A 15,721-nucleotide genomic window follows, 5' to 3' on the forward strand; every position below is an offset into this window, starting at 1 on the left:
GATAGGACGAGCCTGCCGCGACCCGAAGGAGACGACATGACCAGCCTCGCCGATATCCGCTCCACCTTTCTGGATTTCTACCGGCGGCAGGGCCACGCCGTGGTGCCCAGCTCGCCGCTGGTGCCGCGCAACGACCCGACGCTGATGTTCACCAATTCGGGCATGGTCCAGTTCAAGAACCTGTTCACCGGGGTCGAGACGCGCGACTACAGCCGCGCCACCACCGCGCAGAAATGCGTGCGCGCCGGCGGCAAGCACAACGATCTCGACAATGTGGGCTACACCGCGCGGCACCACACCTTCTTCGAGATGATGGGCAACTTCTCCTTCGGCGACTACTTCAAGGAAGAGGCGATCCGCTACTCCTGGGAGCTTCTGACCAAGGATTTCGGGCTCAACCCCGACAAGCTGCTGGTCACGGTGTTCCACACCGATGACGAGGCGGCGAACCTGTGGAAGAAGATCGCGAACCTGCCCGACGAGCGGATCATCCGCATCGCGACTTCGGACAATTTCTGGATGATGGGGCCGACCGGTCCCTGCGGCCCGTGCTCGGAGATCTTCTACGACCACGGCCCCGAGATCTGGGGCGGCCCTCCGGGCAGCCCGGAAGAGGATGGCGACCGGTTCATCGAGATCTGGAACATCGTCTTCATGCAGTACGAGCAGTTCGAGGACGGCACCCGCCGTGACCTCGACCAGCAGTCGATCGACACCGGCATGGGGCTGGAGCGGATCGGCGCGCTGCTGCAGGGCAAGCACGACAACTACGACACCGACCTGATGCGCTCGCTGATCGAGGCCTCGGCGCATGCGACCTCGTCCGATCCGGATGGTAACGGCCGCGTGCATCACCGCGTGGTCGCCGACCACCTGCGCTCGACCTCCTTCCTGATCGCCGACGGCGTCATGCCCTCGAACGAGGGGCGCGGCTACGTGCTGCGCCGGATCATGCGCCGCGCCATGCGCCACGCGCATCTGCTCGGCGCCCGCGATCCGCTGATGCACCGGCTCGTCCCGGCTCTGGTCAACGAGATGGGCGCGGCCTATCCCGAGCTGGGCCAGGCTCGCGCGCTGATCGAAGAGACCTTGCGCGCCGAGGAGACCCGCTTCCGCCAGACGCTGGAGCGCGGCCTGCGCCTGCTCGACGACGAGCTGGCCGGCCTGCCGGAAGGTGCGGCGCTGCCTGGTCAGGCGGCGTTCAAGCTCTACGATACCTATGGCTTCCCGCTCGACCTCACCCAAGACGCGCTGCGCGAAAAGGGCCGCAAGGTCGATACCGACGGCTTCGACGCGGCCATGGCCGAGCAGAAGGCCAAGGCCCGCGCGGCCTGGGCCGGCTCGGGCGAGGTGGCCGATGCCAACCACTGGTACGATCTCGCGGATCAGCACGGCGCGACCGAGTTCCTCGGCTATGACACCGAAGCGGCCGAGGGCCAGATCCTCGCCATCCTCGACGGCGCCGACCAGCTCGACAAGGCCGAGGCCGGCCGCAAGGTGCAGCTCGTGCTGAACCAGACGCCGTTCTACGGCGAGAGCGGTGGCCAGGTCGGCGACACCGGCACGATCCGCACCGAGAGCGGGCTGGTGCGCGTCTCCGACTGCCGCCGCATCGCCGGGCTCTTCGTGCATGTCGGCGAAGTGACCGAGGGCAATGTGAGCAAGGGGCAGGGCGCCGAGCTGAAGGTCGATCACGACCGCCGCACCGGCATCCGCGCGAACCACTCGGCCACGCACCTGCTTAACGAGGCGCTGCGCCGCGCGCTTGGCGAGCATGTCGTCCAGCGCGGCTCCCTCAACGCGCATGACCGGCTGCGCTTCGACTTCAGCCACGGCGCGGCGCTGACCGCCGAGGAGATCGAGAAGATCGAGGACGAGGTCAACGACATGATCCGGCAGAACAGCCCCGTGGAAACGCGGGTGATGACGCCGGACGAGGCGCGCGGCCTCGGCGCGCAGGCGCTGTTCGGCGAGAAATACGGCGACGAGGTCCGGGTCGTGTCGATGGGCAAGCTCGACGGTTCGGGCAAGGGCCACGATCAGGCCACCTATTCGATCGAGCTGTGCGGCGGCACCCATGTCCGCCAGACCGGCGACATCGGCGCCTTCGTCCTGCTGTCCGACAGCGCGTCCTCCTCGGGCGTGCGCCGGGTCGAGGCGCTCACCGGCCGCGAGGCACTCAAGCATCTCGCCAAGCAGGGCCAGACCCTCACAGAGGTGGCGCAGATCCTCAAGACGCCGGTGGCCGAGGTTCTCGACCGCGTCAAGGCGCTGGCCGATGAGCGCCGTCGCCTCGCCAACGAGGTGGCGCAGCTCAAGCGCGAGATGGCGATGGGCGGCGGTGGCGGTGCGGGCACGCAGGCGGTCGAGGTCGCCGGCGTGAAGTATCAGGGCCAGGTGCTCAACGGGGTGACCGGCAAGGACCTGCCCGCGCTGATCGACCAGATCAAGGCGCAGATCGGCTCGGGCGCGGTGCTGCTGATTGCCGATGCCGGTGGCAAGGCCGCTGTCGCCGTGGGCGTGACCGACGACCTGAAGGACAAGGTCTCGGCCGTCGACCTGCTGCGCGCGGCCGTGGCCGAGCTGGGTGGCAAGGGCGGCGGTGGCCGTCCCGACATGGCGCAGGGCGGCGCCGCGAGCGCCGAGAACGCCGAGGCTGCGATCAAGGCCGCCGAGGGCGTCCTCGCGCAGGCGTTGGAGCGCGTTGCATGAGCGCGCTCTGGATTGCCCATGTGAGCGTCACCGACGAGGCCGCCTACATGGAGTATGCCAAGCGCGCCACCGGGGCGATCGCCGATCACGGCGGCGTCTTTCTGGTGCGCGGCGGCACCTATGAGCAGCTCGAGGGACGCGACCGGCCGCGCAACGTGGTCGCGCGTTTCCCGAGCCTTCAGGCGGCGCATGACTGCTACCACTCGGCCGCCTACCAAGAGGCGCTGAGCTACGCCCAAGGTGCCGCCGAACGCGATCTGGTGATCGTCGAGGAGCTCTGAGGCTGGAGACGGTCGCCAGTCTCACGGGGCGGTTTCCCCACCCGGGCCGGGTCGACTGGATCGGCCTGCGCCCGGCGCGCCGCGCGGAACTCCGGGCCGTGGACGCCGCCGATATCGAGCTTTCCGGGCTTGCGGGCGACCATGCCCGCCCCGGCAAGCGCGCCGTCACGCTCATTCAAGCCGAGCATCTACCCGTCATCGCGGCTCTCGTCGGGGCAGGCGCGATCGCGCCTGAAACCCTGCGCCGCAACATCGTCGTCTCAGATCTGAACCTGATCGCCGCCCGGCACCGGTCGCTGCGCGTCGGTTCGGCGTTGCTGCGCATCACCGTGCCCTGCGCACCCTGTTCGCGGATGGAGGCGGCGCTGGGGCCGGGCGGCTACAACGCGGTGCGCGGCCATGGCGGCTGGTGTTGCGAAGTGGTCGAGCCGGGGCGGGTCGCCCTCGGCGACGAGGTGATCCCGGAGTAGGTCCCCCGATGGAACGAAAAACGCCCGGTCGTTCCGACCGGGCGTTTCGTATTCAAGGCCAGGGGCGATCAGCTCGCCTTGGCTTGCCGCTTGCGCTCATGCGGGTCGAGGAAGCGCTTGCGCAGGCGCACCGCGTTCGGGGTGACCTCCACCAGCTCGTCATCGTCGATATAGGCGATCGCCTGCTCGAGGCTCATCTCGACCGGCGGCGTCAGGCGCACGGCTTCGTCGGTGCCCGAGGCACGGACGTTGGTGAGCTTCTTGCCCTTGAGCGGGTTCACCTCGAGATCGTTGTCACGGCTGTGCTCGCCGATGATCATGCCCTCATAGACCGGGGCCTGCGGGTGCACGAACATCTTGCCGCGATCCTCGAGGTTCCACAGCGCGTAGGCCACCGCGGTGCCGTTCTCCATCGAGATCAGCACGCCCTGACGACGGCCCTGGATCGGGCCCTTGTGCGGGGTCCAGCCGTGGAAGATCCGGTTGAGCACACCCGAGCCGCGCGTGTCGGTCAGGAACTCGCCGTGATAGCCGATCAGACCGCGCGACGGGACATGCGCGATGATCCGGGTCTTGCCGGCACCGGCGGGCTTCATCTCGACAAGGTCGCCCTTGCGCGCGCCGGTCAGCTTCTCGACCACGGCGCCGGTGTACTCGTCATCGACGTCGATGGTGACTTCCTCGACCGGCTCCATCCGGACGCCGTCCTCGGTCTTGAAGATCACCTGCGGACGCGAGATCGACAGCTCGAAGCCCTCGCGGCGCATGTTCTCGATCAGCACGCCCATCTGCAGTTCGCCACGGCCCGACACTTCGAAGGCTTCGCCGCCCGGGGTGTCGTCGACGCGGATCGCGACGTTGGACTCGGCTTCCTTGAGCAGGCGCTCGCGGATCACGCGCGACTGCACCTTCTTGCCGTCGCGACCGGCCAGCGGGCTGTCGTTGATGCCGAAGGTGACAGTGATGGTCGGCGGATCGATCGGCTGGGCCGGGATCGCGTCTTCGACCGAGAGGTCGCAGATCGTGTCGGCCACGGTCGCCTTGGACATGCCGGCAAGGGTCACGATGTCACCGGCTTCGGCGACCTCGATCGGCTGCTGGCCGAGGCCACGGAAAGCGAGGATCTTGGAGACGCGGAACTGCTCGAGCTTCTCGCCCTTGCGCGACAGCGCCTTCACGGTCTCGCCGGCCTTGAGCGTGCCGCTCTCGACCCGGCCCGTCAGGATCCGGCCCAGGAAGGGGTCGGCCGACAGGGTGGTGGCGAGCATACGGAACGGCTCGGACTTGGCGGCCTGCTGCTTGGGGGCGGGGACGTGCTTGACGATCAGGTCGAACAGCGCGGTGAGATCCTTGCGCGGCCCGTCGAGCTCCATGTCGGCCCAGCCGGAGCGGCCCGAGGCGTACATCGCCGGGAAGTCGAGCTGCTGGTCGTCGGCGCCGAGATTGGCGAACAGGTCGAAGCATTCGTCGAGCGCGCGGTCGGGCTCGGCGTCGGGCTTGTCGACCTTGTTGAGCACGACGATCGGGCGCAGGCCCAGAGCCAGCGCCTTGGAGGTCACGAACTTGGTCTGCGGCATCGGGCCTTCGGCGGCATCGACAAGGAGAACCACGCCGTCGACCATCGACAGGATCCGCTCCACCTCGCCGCCAAAATCGGCGTGGCCGGGGGTGTCGACGATGTTGATCCGGGTGTTGCCCCACTCGACCGAGGTCGCCTTGGCGAGAATGGTGATACCGCGCTCGCGCTCAATGTCGTTGCTGTCCATGGCCCGCTCGGAGACGGCCTGGTTCTCGCGGAAGGCGCCGGACTGTTTCAGGAGCTCGTCCACCAGCGTCGTCTTGCCATGGTCAACGTGCGCGATGATCGCGATGTTGCGGATATCCATTCGATTCACTCTTTCAGGGGTCAGCGCGCCTCTACACCAGATACGCGCCGATGGCTACCCTTCTCGCCGCAGCGCGGCGTCATGGCGGTCATGCGCCGACGCGGCGGGATCGGAAGGGACGTCGTGCGGGCTGGTGCCCGAGAACAGGTTGATGACCAGGATGCCGGCGAGGATCAGCCCCATGCCCAGCACCGCCGGCGCGTCGAGCTTCTGGCCGAAAAGGCTCCAGCCGATGGCGGCGATCAGCACGATCCCGAGCCCCGCCCAGACCGCGTAGGCCACGCCCACGGGGATCGCCCTGAGCGCCTGGCTCAGCAGGTAGAAGGACAGGCAGTAGCCCAGCACCGCGATGATCGAGGGGCCGGGGCGGGTGAACTGGCGGCTGGCATGCAGCGCGGTGGTGCCGATCGTCTCGGCGAAGATGGCGACCATCAGGATGACCCAGGGCATGTCGGCTCCCCTCAAGTGGCGACGTAGCGGTCCCGCCGGTGGTTGATCGCGATCACCGTGTTGAGGATCACGGCGCCCAGAAGCGACCACAGCACGACCGGCGTGTCGAACAGAAGAAGCGCCGTCGCGAAGATCACCGCATCGGCACATAGCTGCACATAGCCCGCGCGGAAACCGAGGCGATCCTGAACGATCAGCGCGACGATGCCCAGCCCGCCGAGGCTGCCGTTGTGGCGGAACATGCCCAGCAGGCCGAGCCCGGTGAAGACGCCGAAGATCAGCGCCCCGAGCCAGGTGTCGAGGCGCGCGATGACGAAATGCCCGGGCAGGAACTCGGTCAGCAGCGACAGCGCCGTCACCGAAATGATCGACTTGAGCGTGAACTCCGAGCCGAGCCGGAACCATGCCAGCACGTAGAAGGGCAGGTTGATGACGAAGAACACCGCCCCGAAGGACCAGTTGGTCAGGTAGGAGATGATCACAGCGACGCCGGCAGTCTGGCCGGTGATCAGCCCGACATGGGTCAGCACCGTCAGCCCGATGGCGCAGGCAAAGACCCCGATGCCCAGCCCCTGGACGTCTTCGATCAGCGAATGGCGGGTGGGGGTGGAGGCACGGCGCATGGACGCCATCTAGGACAGTATTGTTGACCTGTCCAGTGGCTCAATCGCCCCTGAGCCGTGGCGGCAGTTCGCACCCCCAGCGGGTCAGCCCCGGCACCCATGCATGCGGCAATCGCGCGGGCAGGTTCGGGATCTTGCAGGCGTGGAAGGGCGGCTCGGCGTCGCGCGGCAGCGTCGCGCCAGGTGCCAGCCAGATCCGGCGGTCGAGACCCCCGACCTGCACGACGAGATCGGCCTCGCAGCGGTTGGTCTGCACGGCCGAGATGCAGTCATTGGCCAGCGGCAGCCGCTCGGGGCCGAGCCGGTCGCGGGCCACGGGCAGAAGAACGGCGGCCCCGAGAAGGGCCGCCGCGATCAGCTTGATCTTGCGCATCAGGCGCATCGCGCTCAGGCGAGCGACTTGTTGAGGTACTCGTCGATCTTCTCGAGGAAGCCCATGGTGGTGAGCCACTTCTGATCGGGGCCGACGAGCAGCGCGAGGTCCTTGGTCATGTGACCGTCCTCGACCGCCTGCACGGTGACCTTCTCCAGCGTCTCGGCGAAGTTCAGCAGCTGGTCGTTACCGTCGAGCTTGGCGCGGTGCTTGAGGCCGCCGGTCCAGGCGTAGATCGACGCGATCGAGTTGGTCGAGGTCTGCTCGCCACGCTGGTGCTGGCGGAAGTGACGCGTCACGGTGCCGTGCGCGGCCTCGGCCTCGACGATCTTTCCGTCCGGGGTCATCAGCTGCGAGGTCATCAGGCCAAGCGAGCCGAAGCCCTGCGCCACAGTGTCGGACTGCACGTCGCCATCGTAGTTCTTGCAGGCCCAGACATAACCGCCCGACCACTTCATCGCCGCGGCGACCATGTCGTCGATCAGGCGGTGCTCGTAGGTGATGCCCTTCTTCTTGAACTCCTCGGCGAACTCGTTGTCGAAGACTTCCTGGAACAGGTCCTTGAAGCGGCCGTCATAGGCCTTGAGGATCGTGTTCTTGGTCGACAGGTAGACCGGCCAGCCGCGGGCGAGGCCGTAGTTCATCGAGGCGCGAGCGAAATCGCGGATCGAATCGTCGAGGTTGTACATCGCCATGGTGACGCCGGCACCGGGGGCCTGGAACACCTCGTGCTCGATGGTCTCGCCATCCTCGCCGACGAACTTGATCGTCAGCTTGCCCTTGCCGGGGAAGCGGAAGTCTGTGGCGCGGTACTGGTCACCGAAGGCGTGACGGCCGACGACGATCGGCTGGGTCCAGCCCGGCACCAGACGCGGCACGTTGCGGCAGATGATCGGCTCGCGGAAGATCACGCCGCCGAGGATGTTGCGGATCGTGCCGTTGGGCGAACGGTACATCCGCTTCAGGCCGAACTCCTCGACGCGGGCCTCGTCGGGGGTGATCGTCGCGCATTTGACGCCGACGCCGTATTTCTTGATCGCCTCGGCCGCGTCGACCGTGATCTGGTCGTCGGTCTCGTCGCGCGCCTCGATGCCGAGGTCGTAGTATTTCAGGTCGATGTCGAGATAGGGCAGGATCAGCTTCTGCTTGATGAAGTCCCAGATGATCCGGGTCATCTCGTCGCCGTCGAGCTCGACGACCGGATTTTCGACTTTGATCTTGGTCACGGGGGCCTCCGCGTTTGTTGCACTGTCTCGCCGCGCGGCATAGCGCGTTCCGAGACGGTTTGGAAGACGGCATACACTGGTATACGGCCGAACTTCCGCCGGTCTCGCGGGTTGGGGCCGCGAAAGGAGCCCGCCCATGCCCAAGGATACCACCGGCGTCACCCGCCACGCCGAGGAACTGGCCCGTCTCGACCGGCTGGCGCATCTGATGGATGCGCGGTTCCGGCTGTTCGGCTTTCGCTTCGGCTATGACAGCCTGCTGGGGCTGATCCCCGGGATCGGCGATACGGTCGCGCTTGCGCCCTCGGCCTGGCTGGTCTGGCGCGCGCATCAGCTCGGCCTGCCCAAGAGCAAGATCGGCCGGATGGCCGTGAATACCGGGGTCGACTACGTGGTGGGCTCCATCCCAGTGGTCGGCGATCTGGTGGATTTCGGCTTCAAGGCAAACTTGCGCAACGCCGCGATCCTGCGCGAGCATCTGGAGCAGGAAGCGGCCACGGGGATTCGCGACGTCACCCCGCCGCGCCGCTGAGGCACACCTGCACCCGTCGGGGCTACTGCCCCGAAGTCAGTTTGCCGCGAACCAGGCGTCGATGCGGGATTTCAGCCCGGTCCAGAGGGCAGGCGCGCCGCGCGCCACCTTGGTGCCGACGCGGGTTTCGAGCTGCTCCGGCGTGACCTTGTATTCGGGCCAGGTGCCGCCGCCGGCCTCGAGGTTGGACAGCACCGGCTGCACCCGGTCGATCGACTTGGCAAAGACCGCGTCGTCGCTTTCGGCCGCCTCGAACTCTTCCCAGATGGCGCGCAGCGCCTCCCGCTGGTCGACGGGCAGCAGGCCGAAGATGCGGTCGGCGGCGGCCTGCTCCTTGGCTTCCTGCTCGGCCGGGTCGTGATCGCCATGGATCGGCGCGTCGCCGGCGTCGATCTCGACCAGGTCGTGCAGCAGCAGCATGGTCAGCACGCGGGAAATGTCGACCGGCCGCGCCGCGTGCTCGGCCAGCACCAGCGCGTGCAGCATGACGTGCCAGCTGTGCTCGGCCGAATTCTCGCGCCGCGAGGCGTCGTGCAGCGTGGTGGCGCGCAGCACCGACTTGAGCCGGTCGGCCTCCGCGAGGAAGGCCAGCTGCGCATCGAGCCGGGTCGGGCCGCCCGGCACGGTCACCGGGTGTTCTCGGTCAGCCTGCGCCCGACATAGCCCTTCACCGAGCCGATCAGCGTGTCCATGTGCGGGTCTTCGAAGAAGTGCCCGGCGCCATCGACGACTTCGTGGGTGATGGTGATGCCTTTCTGCTCGTGCAGCTTGTTGACCAGCCCGACCGTGTCGGCGGGCGGCGCGACGCGGTCGGCCGAGCCGTTGATGATCAGACCCGAAGAGGGGCAGGGCGCGAGGAAGGAGAAGTCGTACATGTTGGCCAGCGGCGCCACCGAAACGAAGCCGGTGATCTCGGGGCGGCGCATCAGCAGCTGCATCCCGATCCAGGCGCCGAAGGAGAAGCCCGCGACCCAGCAATGCTTGGCGTTGTTGTTCATCGACTGCAGGTAGTCGAGCGCCGACGCGGCGTCGGACAACTCGCCCACGCCTTGGTCGTATTCGCCCTGGCTGCGGCCGACGCCCCGGAAGTTGAAGCGCAGCACCGTGAAGCCCATCTCGTAGAAGGCGTAGTGCAGGTTGTAGACCACCCGGTTGTTCATGGTGCCGCCGAATTGCGGGTGCGGGTGCAGCACGATGGCGATCGGGGCGTCGCGGTCCTTTTGCGGGTGGTAGCGGCCTTCGAGCCGGCCCTCGGGGCCGGGGAAGATGACTTCGGGCATGGGCGTCCCTTGCGGCTGTGATGTCCATGACAGTTTCTTGACAGAAACCATCGGACACCTTAGAACGGTTCTAACTCCGCGAGACCGGCTGCGGAGCGGCTGTCAGGGAGTTAACCAGCCCCCTTTGCGGCGTCAATGAGAATGGCCCCTCGGCTGGGCGCCAAAGCGGAGCAGAAACGCAATGAAGCTGTCGACCAAGGGGCGCTATGCCATGGTGGCGCTGGCCGATCTGGCCTTGCAGCCCGCCGAGCGGCTGGTGACGCTGGGCGAGATCTCCAAGCGTCAAGACATCTCGCTGCCCTATCTCGAGCAGCTCTTCGTCAAGCTCCGCCGCGACGGTCTGGTCGAAAGCGTGCGCGGTCCGGGCGGCGGCTATCGCCTCGCGCGGCCGGCCTCCGAAATCCGCGTGGCCGAGATCCTCGGCGCCGTCGACGAGACGGTAAGCGCGATGCACAAGGGGGCCGGCGTCTCGGGCGGTGCCTCCGGCAGCCGGGCGCAATCGCTCACCAACCGGTTGTGGGAGGGGCTGTCGGCGCATGTCTATGTGTTCCTGCACCAGACCCGGCTGTCTGACGTGACCGGCAACGCTCTGGCGCCTTGCCCGGCGGTGCCCTCGCTGTTTCAGGTGGTGGACGAATGAGCCGGATCTATCTCGATCACAACGCGACCGCGCCGCTGCGGCGCGAGGCCCGCGACGCGATGATCGCGGCGATGGACGTCACCGGCAACCCGTCCTCGGTCCATGCCGAGGGCCGGGCGGCCAAGGCGATCGTCGAGCGCGCCCGGGCCGATCTGGCCGAAGCGGTGGGCGCGATGGCCGCCGATATCGTCTTCGTTTCGGGGGCGACCGAAGCGGCGGCGCTGGCGCTTGGCGATCGCGGCCTCGACGGCGCGGCGATCGAGCACGACGCCGTGGCGGCCTGGGTGTCGGACACGCTCGCGGTGGACGGGCAGGGCCGGGTGACGGTGCCCGAGCCTGCGCGCGCGACGCTGCAGCTCGCCAATTCCGAGACCGGCGTGATCCAGTCTTTGCCGCAGGGCCTCGCGGTGTCGGACATCACCCAAGGCTTTGGCCGCATCCCCTTTGCCTTCGACTGGGCGGGGCTCGACATGGCGATTCTTTCGGCGCACAAGTTCGGCGGCCCCAAGGGGGTCGGCGCGCTGATCGTGAAACGTGGCACCGAGGTCGCGGCACGGATCCGCGGCGGCGGGCAGGAGATGGGCCGCCGCGCGGGCACCGAGAACGTGATCGGCGTGGCCGGCATGGCGGCGGCGGCCAAGGCGGCGCAGCGCGATCTCGACGCCGGGGCCTGGGCGCGGGTGGAAAGCCTGCGTGACATGATGGAGCAGGCGGTGGAAAACGCCGCGCCAGATCTTATCTTCGCGGGCAGGGATGCCGCGCGGCTGCCCAACACGAGCTGCTTTGCAGCGCGGGGCTGGAAGGGCGAGACGCAGGTGATGGCGATGGACCTCGCCGGCATCGCGATCTCGGCCGGGTCGGCCTGCTCGAGCGGCAAGGTCCGCGCCAGCCGGGTGCTGACCGCGATGGGACATGACGAGGAGACGGCGCGATCGGCGATCCGCGTGTCGCTCGGACTGGAGACGACCGAGGAGGAGGTGACGCGCTTCGCGCAAGCCTGGGCCTCGGCTTACGGAAAAATGCGCGCCCGCGCGGCGTGAGGTGGAAAAGGAGACCGTCATGGCGATCCTCGAGCAGGACATGACCAAGGAAGCCAAGGAAGGCGTCGATCAGGAGACTGTCGATGCCGTGGCGAAGCTGTCGGGTGCCTACAAGCACGGCTGGAACACCGAGATCGAGATGGACTACGCGCCCAAGGGCGTGAATCCCGACATCGTGCGTCTGATCTCGGACAAGAACGAAGAGCCCGAGTGGATGACCGAATGGCGTCTGCAGGCCTTCGCGCGCTGGGAAAAGCTCGACGAGCCGAACTGGGCGATGGTCAACTACCCCAAGATCGATTTCCAGGACATCTTCTACTATGCTCGCCCCAAGAGCATGGAAACGAAGCCGAAATCGCTCGACGAGGTCGATCCGAAGCTGTTGGAGACCTACAAGAAGCTCGGCATTCCGCTGAAAGAGCAGATGATCCTCGCCGGTGTCGAGGGGGCCGAGAACGCCGCACCCGCCGATGGCGAGCGCAAGGTCGCCGTGGACGCGGTGTTCGACTCCGTCTCCGTCGGCACCACCTTCCAGAAGGAGCTGGAGAAGGCGGGCGTGATCTTCTGCTCGATCTCCGAGGCGATCCGCGAGCATCCCGAGCTGGTGAAGAAGTATCTCGGCACCGTGGTGCCGCAGTCCGACAACTTCTACGCCACGCTGAACTCGGCCGTGTTCTCCGACGGCTCCTTCGTCTACGTGCCGCCGGGCGTGCGCTGCCCGATGGAGCTGTCGACCTATTTCCGCATCAACGCCGAGAACACCGGCCAGTTCGAGCGGACGCTGATCATCGCCGACAAGGGCTCCTATGTGAGCTACCTCGAAGGCTGCACCGCGCCCAAGCGCGACACCGCGCAGCTGCACGCCGCCGTGGTCGAGATCATCGTCGAGGAAGACGCCGAGGTTAAATACTCCACGGTGCAGAACTGGTATCCGGGCGACGAGAACGGCAAGGGCGGCATCTACAACTTCGTCACCAAGCGCGCCGATTGCCGCGGTGACCGGGCCAAGGTGATGTGGACCCAGGTCGAGACCGGCTCCGCCGTGACCTGGAAGTACCCGTCCTGCATCCTGCGCGGCGACGACAGCCAAGGCGAATTCTACTCGATCGCAATCGCCAACAACCACCAGCAGGCCGACACCGGCACCAAGATGGTCCATCTGGGCAAGCGCACCAAGTCGCGCATCGTCTCCAAGGGCATTTCGGCCGGCCAGGCGCAGAACACCTATCGCGGCCTCGTCTCGATGCACCCCAAGGCCAAGGAAAGCCGCAACTACACCCAGTGCGACAGCCTTCTGATCGGCGACAAATGCGGGGCGCACACCGTCCCTTACATCGAGGTCAAGAACAACTCGTCGCGCGTCGAGCACGAGGCGACCACCTCGAAGGTCGATGACGAGCAGCTGTTCTACTGCCGCCAGCGCGGCATGGACGAGGAGGAGGCGGTGGCCCTCGTGGTCAACGGCTTCTGCAAGGAGGTGCTGCAGGCGCTGCCGATGGAATTCGCCATGGAAGCCCAGAGCCTCGTCGCGATCTCGCTCGAAGGCTCGGTCGGCTGATGGATCAGGTCGCGCCCCCGGACTTCGCCTTTCCGGAGGCGGAGGCCCGTGCCCTTGGCACGGCCTATGAGGGTGCGACCACGATCCTCGAATACGGCGCCGGCGGCTCGACCGCGATGGCGGCGCTGCTGCCGGGTCGGACGGTGTTCGCGGTCGAAAGCGATCGCGGCTTCATCGCCCGGCTGAACCGCTGGTTCGAGGCCAGCCCGCCCGAGGCCCGGGTGCATCTGCACCACGCCGATATCGGTCCCACTGGAAAGTGGGGCCAGCCGGCGGACGAGGCCGCGACCTGGCGGCGGTTTCACCGCTATCCGGCCTCGGTCTGGGATCGCGACGATTTCGTCCATCCCGACGTGGTGCTGGTGGACGGGCGGTTCCGCGCCGGCTGCTTCCTTGCCACGCTGTTCCGGATCACGCGTCCGGTGCGGCTGTTCTTCGACGATTATGCCGGACGTCCGATCTACCACGAGGTCGAACGCTACGGCGCCCCGGTGGCGATGCATGGCCGGATGGCCGAATTCGCCCTCGAACCCACACCGATCCCGGCAGGCGACCTGACCTGGATCCTCGAGACATTTACCCGCAGGAAGTGATGCGGAAGGAGAAAAACATGCTCAAGATCAGCGGCCTGAAGGTCAAACTTGAAGAAGAGGACAAGCAGATCCTGAAGGGTGTCGACCTCGAGGTCGGCGCGGGCCAGGTGCATGCGATCATGGGGCCGAACGGCTCCGGCAAGTCGACGCTGTCCTACGTGCTGTCGGGCCGCGACGGCTACGAAGTGACCGAGGGCTCGGCCGAGCTGGAAGGCGTCGACCTTCTGGACATGGAGCCCGAGGAGCGCGCCGCCGCCGGCCTGTTCCTGGCGTTCCAGTACCCGGTCGAGATCCCCGGCGTCGGCAACATGACCTTCCTGCGCACCGCCTACAACGCGCAGCGCAAGGCCCGCGGCGAGGACGAGGTCTCGGCCGCCGAATTCCTCAAGCTGGTGCGCGAGAAGGCCAAGGACCTGAAGATCGACGCCGAGATGCTCAAGCGTCCCGTCAATGTCGGCTTCTCCGGCGGCGAGAAGAAGCGCAACGAGATCCTGCAGATGGCGGTGCTCGAGCCGAAGATGTGCATCCTCGACGAGACCGATTCCGGCCTCGACGTCGACGCGATGAAGCTGGTCTCGGATGGTGTGAACGCGCTGCGCGATGCCGGCCGGAGCTTCCTGGTCATCACCCACTACCAGCGCCTGCTCGACCACATCACGCCCGACGTCGTGCACATCATGGCGAACGGCCGCATCGTGAAGACCGGCGGCCCCGAGCTGGCGCTCGAGGTCGAGAAGAACGGCTATGCCGACCTGATGGACGAGGTGCAGTAATGGCGCTGGCAAAAGCGAAATCCGACGCCACCGAGGCGCGGCTCGCCGGGCTGCCGCTGCCTGAGGGCGGCGCCTCCTGGGCCCGCGAGGCCCGTCAGGACGCGCTCAACCGCCTGACCGGCATGGGGCTGCCCCAACGCCGCGACGAGTACTGGCGCTTCACCAGCCCGGCCGAGTTCCTCGCCCCCGAGACGCCGCGGGCCGAGATCGCCCTCGACGCGCCGGGCTTCGACGACACCGAGGTGCTGCGCGTCGTCTTCACCGACGGCGTGTTCGATGCCGAGGCCTCCGACGATCTCGCGCAGGAGAACCTCGAGATCGAGCGCTACGCCGATGCCGTGACCAAGGATATCCATTGGATCAAGGGCTTGCTCGGCGTTCTTGAGACGGCCGGCCAGAACCGGGTCGACCGTCCCTTCGCGACCTTCAACACCGCCTTCGCCGAGGACGGCATCGTCCTGCGCGCGACCGGCAAAGTGTCGAAGCCGGTCCATCTCGACTATCGCCGCTCGGACGATCGGGCCGAGGCGGTGCTGCGCCACATGGTGCGGGTCGAGGATGGCGCCGAGCTGACGCTGCTCGAAAGCGGCGTCGGCGCCGCGCGGCTCAACACCGGCATGGAAGTGGACATCGCGGATCGCGGCACGTTCCACCACGTGCGGATGCAGGGCCGCGATCACGAGCGCCGCGCCGCCACCCATGTCTTTGCGCGTCTGGGCGAGGAAAGCGTGTTCAAGAGCTTCACGCTGTCGCTCAACGGCATGATGACCCGCAACGAGGTAATCATCACGCTCAAGGGCGATGACGCGGTGGCGCATGTGGCCGGGGCCGCGCTCGGCGACGGGCGCGACTTCCACCACGACGACACGGTGTTCATCACCCATGACGCGGTGAACTGCGAGAGCCGTCAGGTTTTCAAGAAGGTGCTGCGGAACGGTGCCACTGGCGTGTTCCAGGGCAAGATCCTGGTCGAGCCCGACGCGCAGAAGACCGATGGCTACCAGATCAGCCAGTCGCTGCTCCTGGACGAGGACGCCAACTTCCTCGCCAAGCCGGAGCTGGAGATCTACGCCGACGACGTGCAGTGCAGCCACGGCTCGACCTCGGGCGCCATCGACGAGACGGCGCTGTTCTACCTGAAGTCGCGCGGCATCCCCGAGGACAAGGCCCAGGATCTGCTGGTGCTGGCCTTCGTCGCCGAGGCGCTGGCCGAGATCGAGGACGAGGGGCTCGCCGAGACGCTGCGCGGGCAGCTGGCCGGCTGGCTCGAACGGCGCCGCTGAG

General features: G+C 67.2%; 17 protein-coding genes. 10 read left to right on the forward strand and 7 right to left on the reverse strand.

Annotated elements, in window-relative coordinates:
* Positions 1-36 precede the first annotated feature (36 nt).
* From alaS to T8T21_RS03315, 3 genes are all read left to right on the forward strand, one after another.
* Complete coding sequence (alaS, locus tag T8T21_RS03305) at positions 37-2,712, forward strand: alanine--tRNA ligase (RefSeq protein WP_322336794.1); 2,676 nt, start codon at positions 37-39, stop codon at positions 2,710-2,712.
* Positions 2,709-2,993 carry a DUF1330 domain-containing protein gene (locus T8T21_RS03310; RefSeq protein WP_183468987.1) on the forward strand — a complete coding sequence of 95 codons (285 nt, stop codon included), beginning with the start codon at positions 2,709-2,711 and terminating at the stop codon, positions 2,991-2,993. The genes alaS and T8T21_RS03310 overlap by 4 nt, the downstream gene beginning before the upstream one ends.
* Before the next feature lie 98 nt (positions 2,994-3,091).
* Positions 3,092-3,463, forward strand: coding sequence for an MOSC domain-containing protein (locus T8T21_RS03315; RefSeq protein ID WP_407660103.1), 372 nt, complete (start codon positions 3,092-3,094; stop codon positions 3,461-3,463).
* A gap of 68 nt (positions 3,464-3,531) precedes the next feature.
* Here T8T21_RS03315 and typA read toward each other — a convergent pair whose 3' ends face one another.
* The 5 genes from typA to T8T21_RS03340 are packed head-to-tail and all read right to left on the reverse strand — an operon-like array spanning position 3,532 to position 8,021.
* Positions 3,532-5,349 carry a translational GTPase TypA gene (typA, locus tag T8T21_RS03320; protein ID WP_322336795.1) on the reverse strand — a complete coding sequence of 606 codons (1,818 nt, stop codon included), beginning with the start codon at positions 5,347-5,349 and terminating at the stop codon, positions 3,532-3,534.
* A gap of 54 nt (positions 5,350-5,403) precedes the next feature.
* Entirely contained in the window at positions 5,404-5,799 is a 396-nt protein-coding gene (locus tag T8T21_RS03325) for a DMT family transporter (RefSeq protein WP_183468991.1), read from the reverse strand.
* Between the two features lie 11 nt (positions 5,800-5,810).
* Complete coding sequence (locus tag T8T21_RS03330; protein ID WP_183468992.1) at positions 5,811-6,422, reverse strand: YitT family protein; 612 nt, start codon at positions 6,420-6,422, stop codon at positions 5,811-5,813.
* A 40-nt stretch (positions 6,423-6,462) separates the two neighbouring features.
* Positions 6,463-6,795, reverse strand: coding sequence for a hypothetical protein (locus T8T21_RS03335; protein WP_322336796.1), 333 nt, complete (start codon positions 6,793-6,795; stop codon positions 6,463-6,465).
* Positions 6,796-6,809: 14 nt separating this feature from the next.
* Positions 6,810-8,021, reverse strand: a complete 1,212-nt coding sequence (locus T8T21_RS03340; protein WP_183468996.1) for an NADP-dependent isocitrate dehydrogenase — start codon at positions 8,019-8,021, stop codon at positions 6,810-6,812.
* Between the two features lie 136 nt (positions 8,022-8,157).
* Here T8T21_RS03340 and T8T21_RS03345 point away from each other — a divergent pair, with 136 nt between their 5' ends.
* Complete coding sequence (locus T8T21_RS03345; protein WP_322336797.1) at positions 8,158-8,553, forward strand: DUF4112 domain-containing protein; 396 nt, start codon at positions 8,158-8,160, stop codon at positions 8,551-8,553.
* 36 nt (positions 8,554-8,589) lie between these two features.
* Here the strand turns inward: T8T21_RS03345 and T8T21_RS03350 are convergent, their stop codons facing one another.
* Both T8T21_RS03350 and T8T21_RS03355 read right to left on the reverse strand, forming a co-directional pair.
* The gene (locus T8T21_RS03350) at positions 8,590-9,183 is read right to left on the reverse strand and encodes an HD domain-containing protein (protein ID WP_322336798.1); all 594 of its coding nucleotides are present in this window, start codon (positions 9,181-9,183) and stop codon (positions 8,590-8,592) included.
* Positions 9,180-9,833 (reverse strand): alpha/beta hydrolase, encoded by a 654-nt coding sequence (locus T8T21_RS03355; RefSeq protein WP_183469000.1) that lies wholly within the window; start codon positions 9,831-9,833, stop codon positions 9,180-9,182. Before T8T21_RS03355 ends, T8T21_RS03350 begins: the two co-directional genes overlap by 4 nt.
* Positions 9,834-10,014: 181 nt before the next feature.
* On the opposite strand from T8T21_RS03355, the gene iscR reads away from it, so the two are divergent.
* Genes iscR through sufD form a run of 6 tightly spaced genes read left to right on the forward strand, consistent with a single transcriptional unit; the run spans position 10,015 to position 15,720 of the window.
* Positions 10,015-10,473, forward strand: coding sequence for a Fe-S cluster assembly transcriptional regulator IscR (gene iscR, locus T8T21_RS03360; RefSeq protein ID WP_183469002.1), 459 nt, complete (start codon positions 10,015-10,017; stop codon positions 10,471-10,473).
* Entirely contained in the window at positions 10,470-11,513 is a 1,044-nt protein-coding gene (locus tag T8T21_RS03365) for a cysteine desulfurase family protein (protein WP_322336799.1), read from the forward strand. The genes iscR and T8T21_RS03365 overlap by 4 nt, the downstream gene beginning before the upstream one ends.
* A gap of 19 nt (positions 11,514-11,532) precedes the next feature.
* On the forward strand, positions 11,533-13,071 hold the full coding sequence (gene sufB / locus T8T21_RS03370; protein ID WP_183469006.1) for a Fe-S cluster assembly protein SufB: 1,539 nt from the start codon (positions 11,533-11,535) through the stop codon (positions 13,069-13,071).
* Positions 13,071-13,664, forward strand: coding sequence for a hypothetical protein (locus T8T21_RS03375; protein WP_183469008.1), 594 nt, complete (start codon positions 13,071-13,073; stop codon positions 13,662-13,664). Before sufB ends, T8T21_RS03375 begins: the two co-directional genes overlap by 1 nt.
* Positions 13,665-13,681: 17 nt before the next feature.
* Positions 13,682-14,437, forward strand: coding sequence for a Fe-S cluster assembly ATPase SufC (gene sufC, locus T8T21_RS03380; protein ID WP_322336800.1), 756 nt, complete (start codon positions 13,682-13,684; stop codon positions 14,435-14,437).
* Positions 14,437-15,720, forward strand: a complete 1,284-nt coding sequence (gene sufD / locus T8T21_RS03385) for a Fe-S cluster assembly protein SufD (protein ID WP_322336801.1) — start codon at positions 14,437-14,439, stop codon at positions 15,718-15,720. Before sufC ends, sufD begins: the two co-directional genes overlap by 1 nt.
* Position 15,721 lies beyond the last annotated feature (1 nt).

It is taken from the genome of Limimaricola variabilis (genome assembly GCF_034371605.1).
Taxonomy (GTDB): Bacteria; Pseudomonadota; Alphaproteobacteria; order Rhodobacterales; family Rhodobacteraceae; genus Limimaricola; species Limimaricola variabilis.

Excerpts from the sequence above, each read along its gene's own strand:
- alaS (WP_322336794.1), top strand. The coding sequence starts at position 37 with ATGACCAGCCTCGCCGATATCCGCTCCACCTTTCTGGATTTCTACCGG.
- T8T21_RS03310 (WP_183468987.1), top strand. The coding sequence starts at position 2,709 with ATGAGCGCGCTCTGGATTGCCCATGTGAGCGTCACCGACGAGGCCGCC.
- typA (WP_322336795.1), bottom strand. The coding sequence starts at position 5,349 with ATGGATATCCGCAACATCGCGATCATCGCGCACGTTGACCATGGCAAG.
- T8T21_RS03325 (WP_183468991.1), bottom strand. The coding sequence starts at position 5,799 with ATGCCCTGGGTCATCCTGATGGTCGCCATCTTCGCCGAGACGATCGGC.
- T8T21_RS03330 (WP_183468992.1), bottom strand. The coding sequence starts at position 6,422 with ATGCGCCGTGCCTCCACCCCCACCCGCCATTCGCTGATCGAAGACGTC.
- T8T21_RS03335 (WP_322336796.1), bottom strand. The coding sequence starts at position 6,795 with ATGCGCAAGATCAAGCTGATCGCGGCGGCCCTTCTCGGGGCCGCCGTT.
- T8T21_RS03345 (WP_322336797.1), top strand. The coding sequence starts at position 8,158 with ATGCCCAAGGATACCACCGGCGTCACCCGCCACGCCGAGGAACTGGCC.
- T8T21_RS03355 (WP_183469000.1), bottom strand. The coding sequence starts at position 9,833 with ATGCCCGAAGTCATCTTCCCCGGCCCCGAGGGCCGGCTCGAAGGCCGC.
- iscR (WP_183469002.1), top strand. The coding sequence starts at position 10,015 with ATGAAGCTGTCGACCAAGGGGCGCTATGCCATGGTGGCGCTGGCCGAT.
- T8T21_RS03365 (WP_322336799.1), top strand. The coding sequence starts at position 10,470 with ATGAGCCGGATCTATCTCGATCACAACGCGACCGCGCCGCTGCGGCGC.
- sufB (WP_183469006.1), top strand. The coding sequence starts at position 11,533 with ATGGCGATCCTCGAGCAGGACATGACCAAGGAAGCCAAGGAAGGCGTC.
- T8T21_RS03375 (WP_183469008.1), top strand. The coding sequence starts at position 13,071 with ATGGATCAGGTCGCGCCCCCGGACTTCGCCTTTCCGGAGGCGGAGGCC.
- sufC (WP_322336800.1), top strand. The coding sequence starts at position 13,682 with ATGCTCAAGATCAGCGGCCTGAAGGTCAAACTTGAAGAAGAGGACAAG.
- sufD (WP_322336801.1), top strand. The coding sequence starts at position 14,437 with ATGGCGCTGGCAAAAGCGAAATCCGACGCCACCGAGGCGCGGCTCGCC.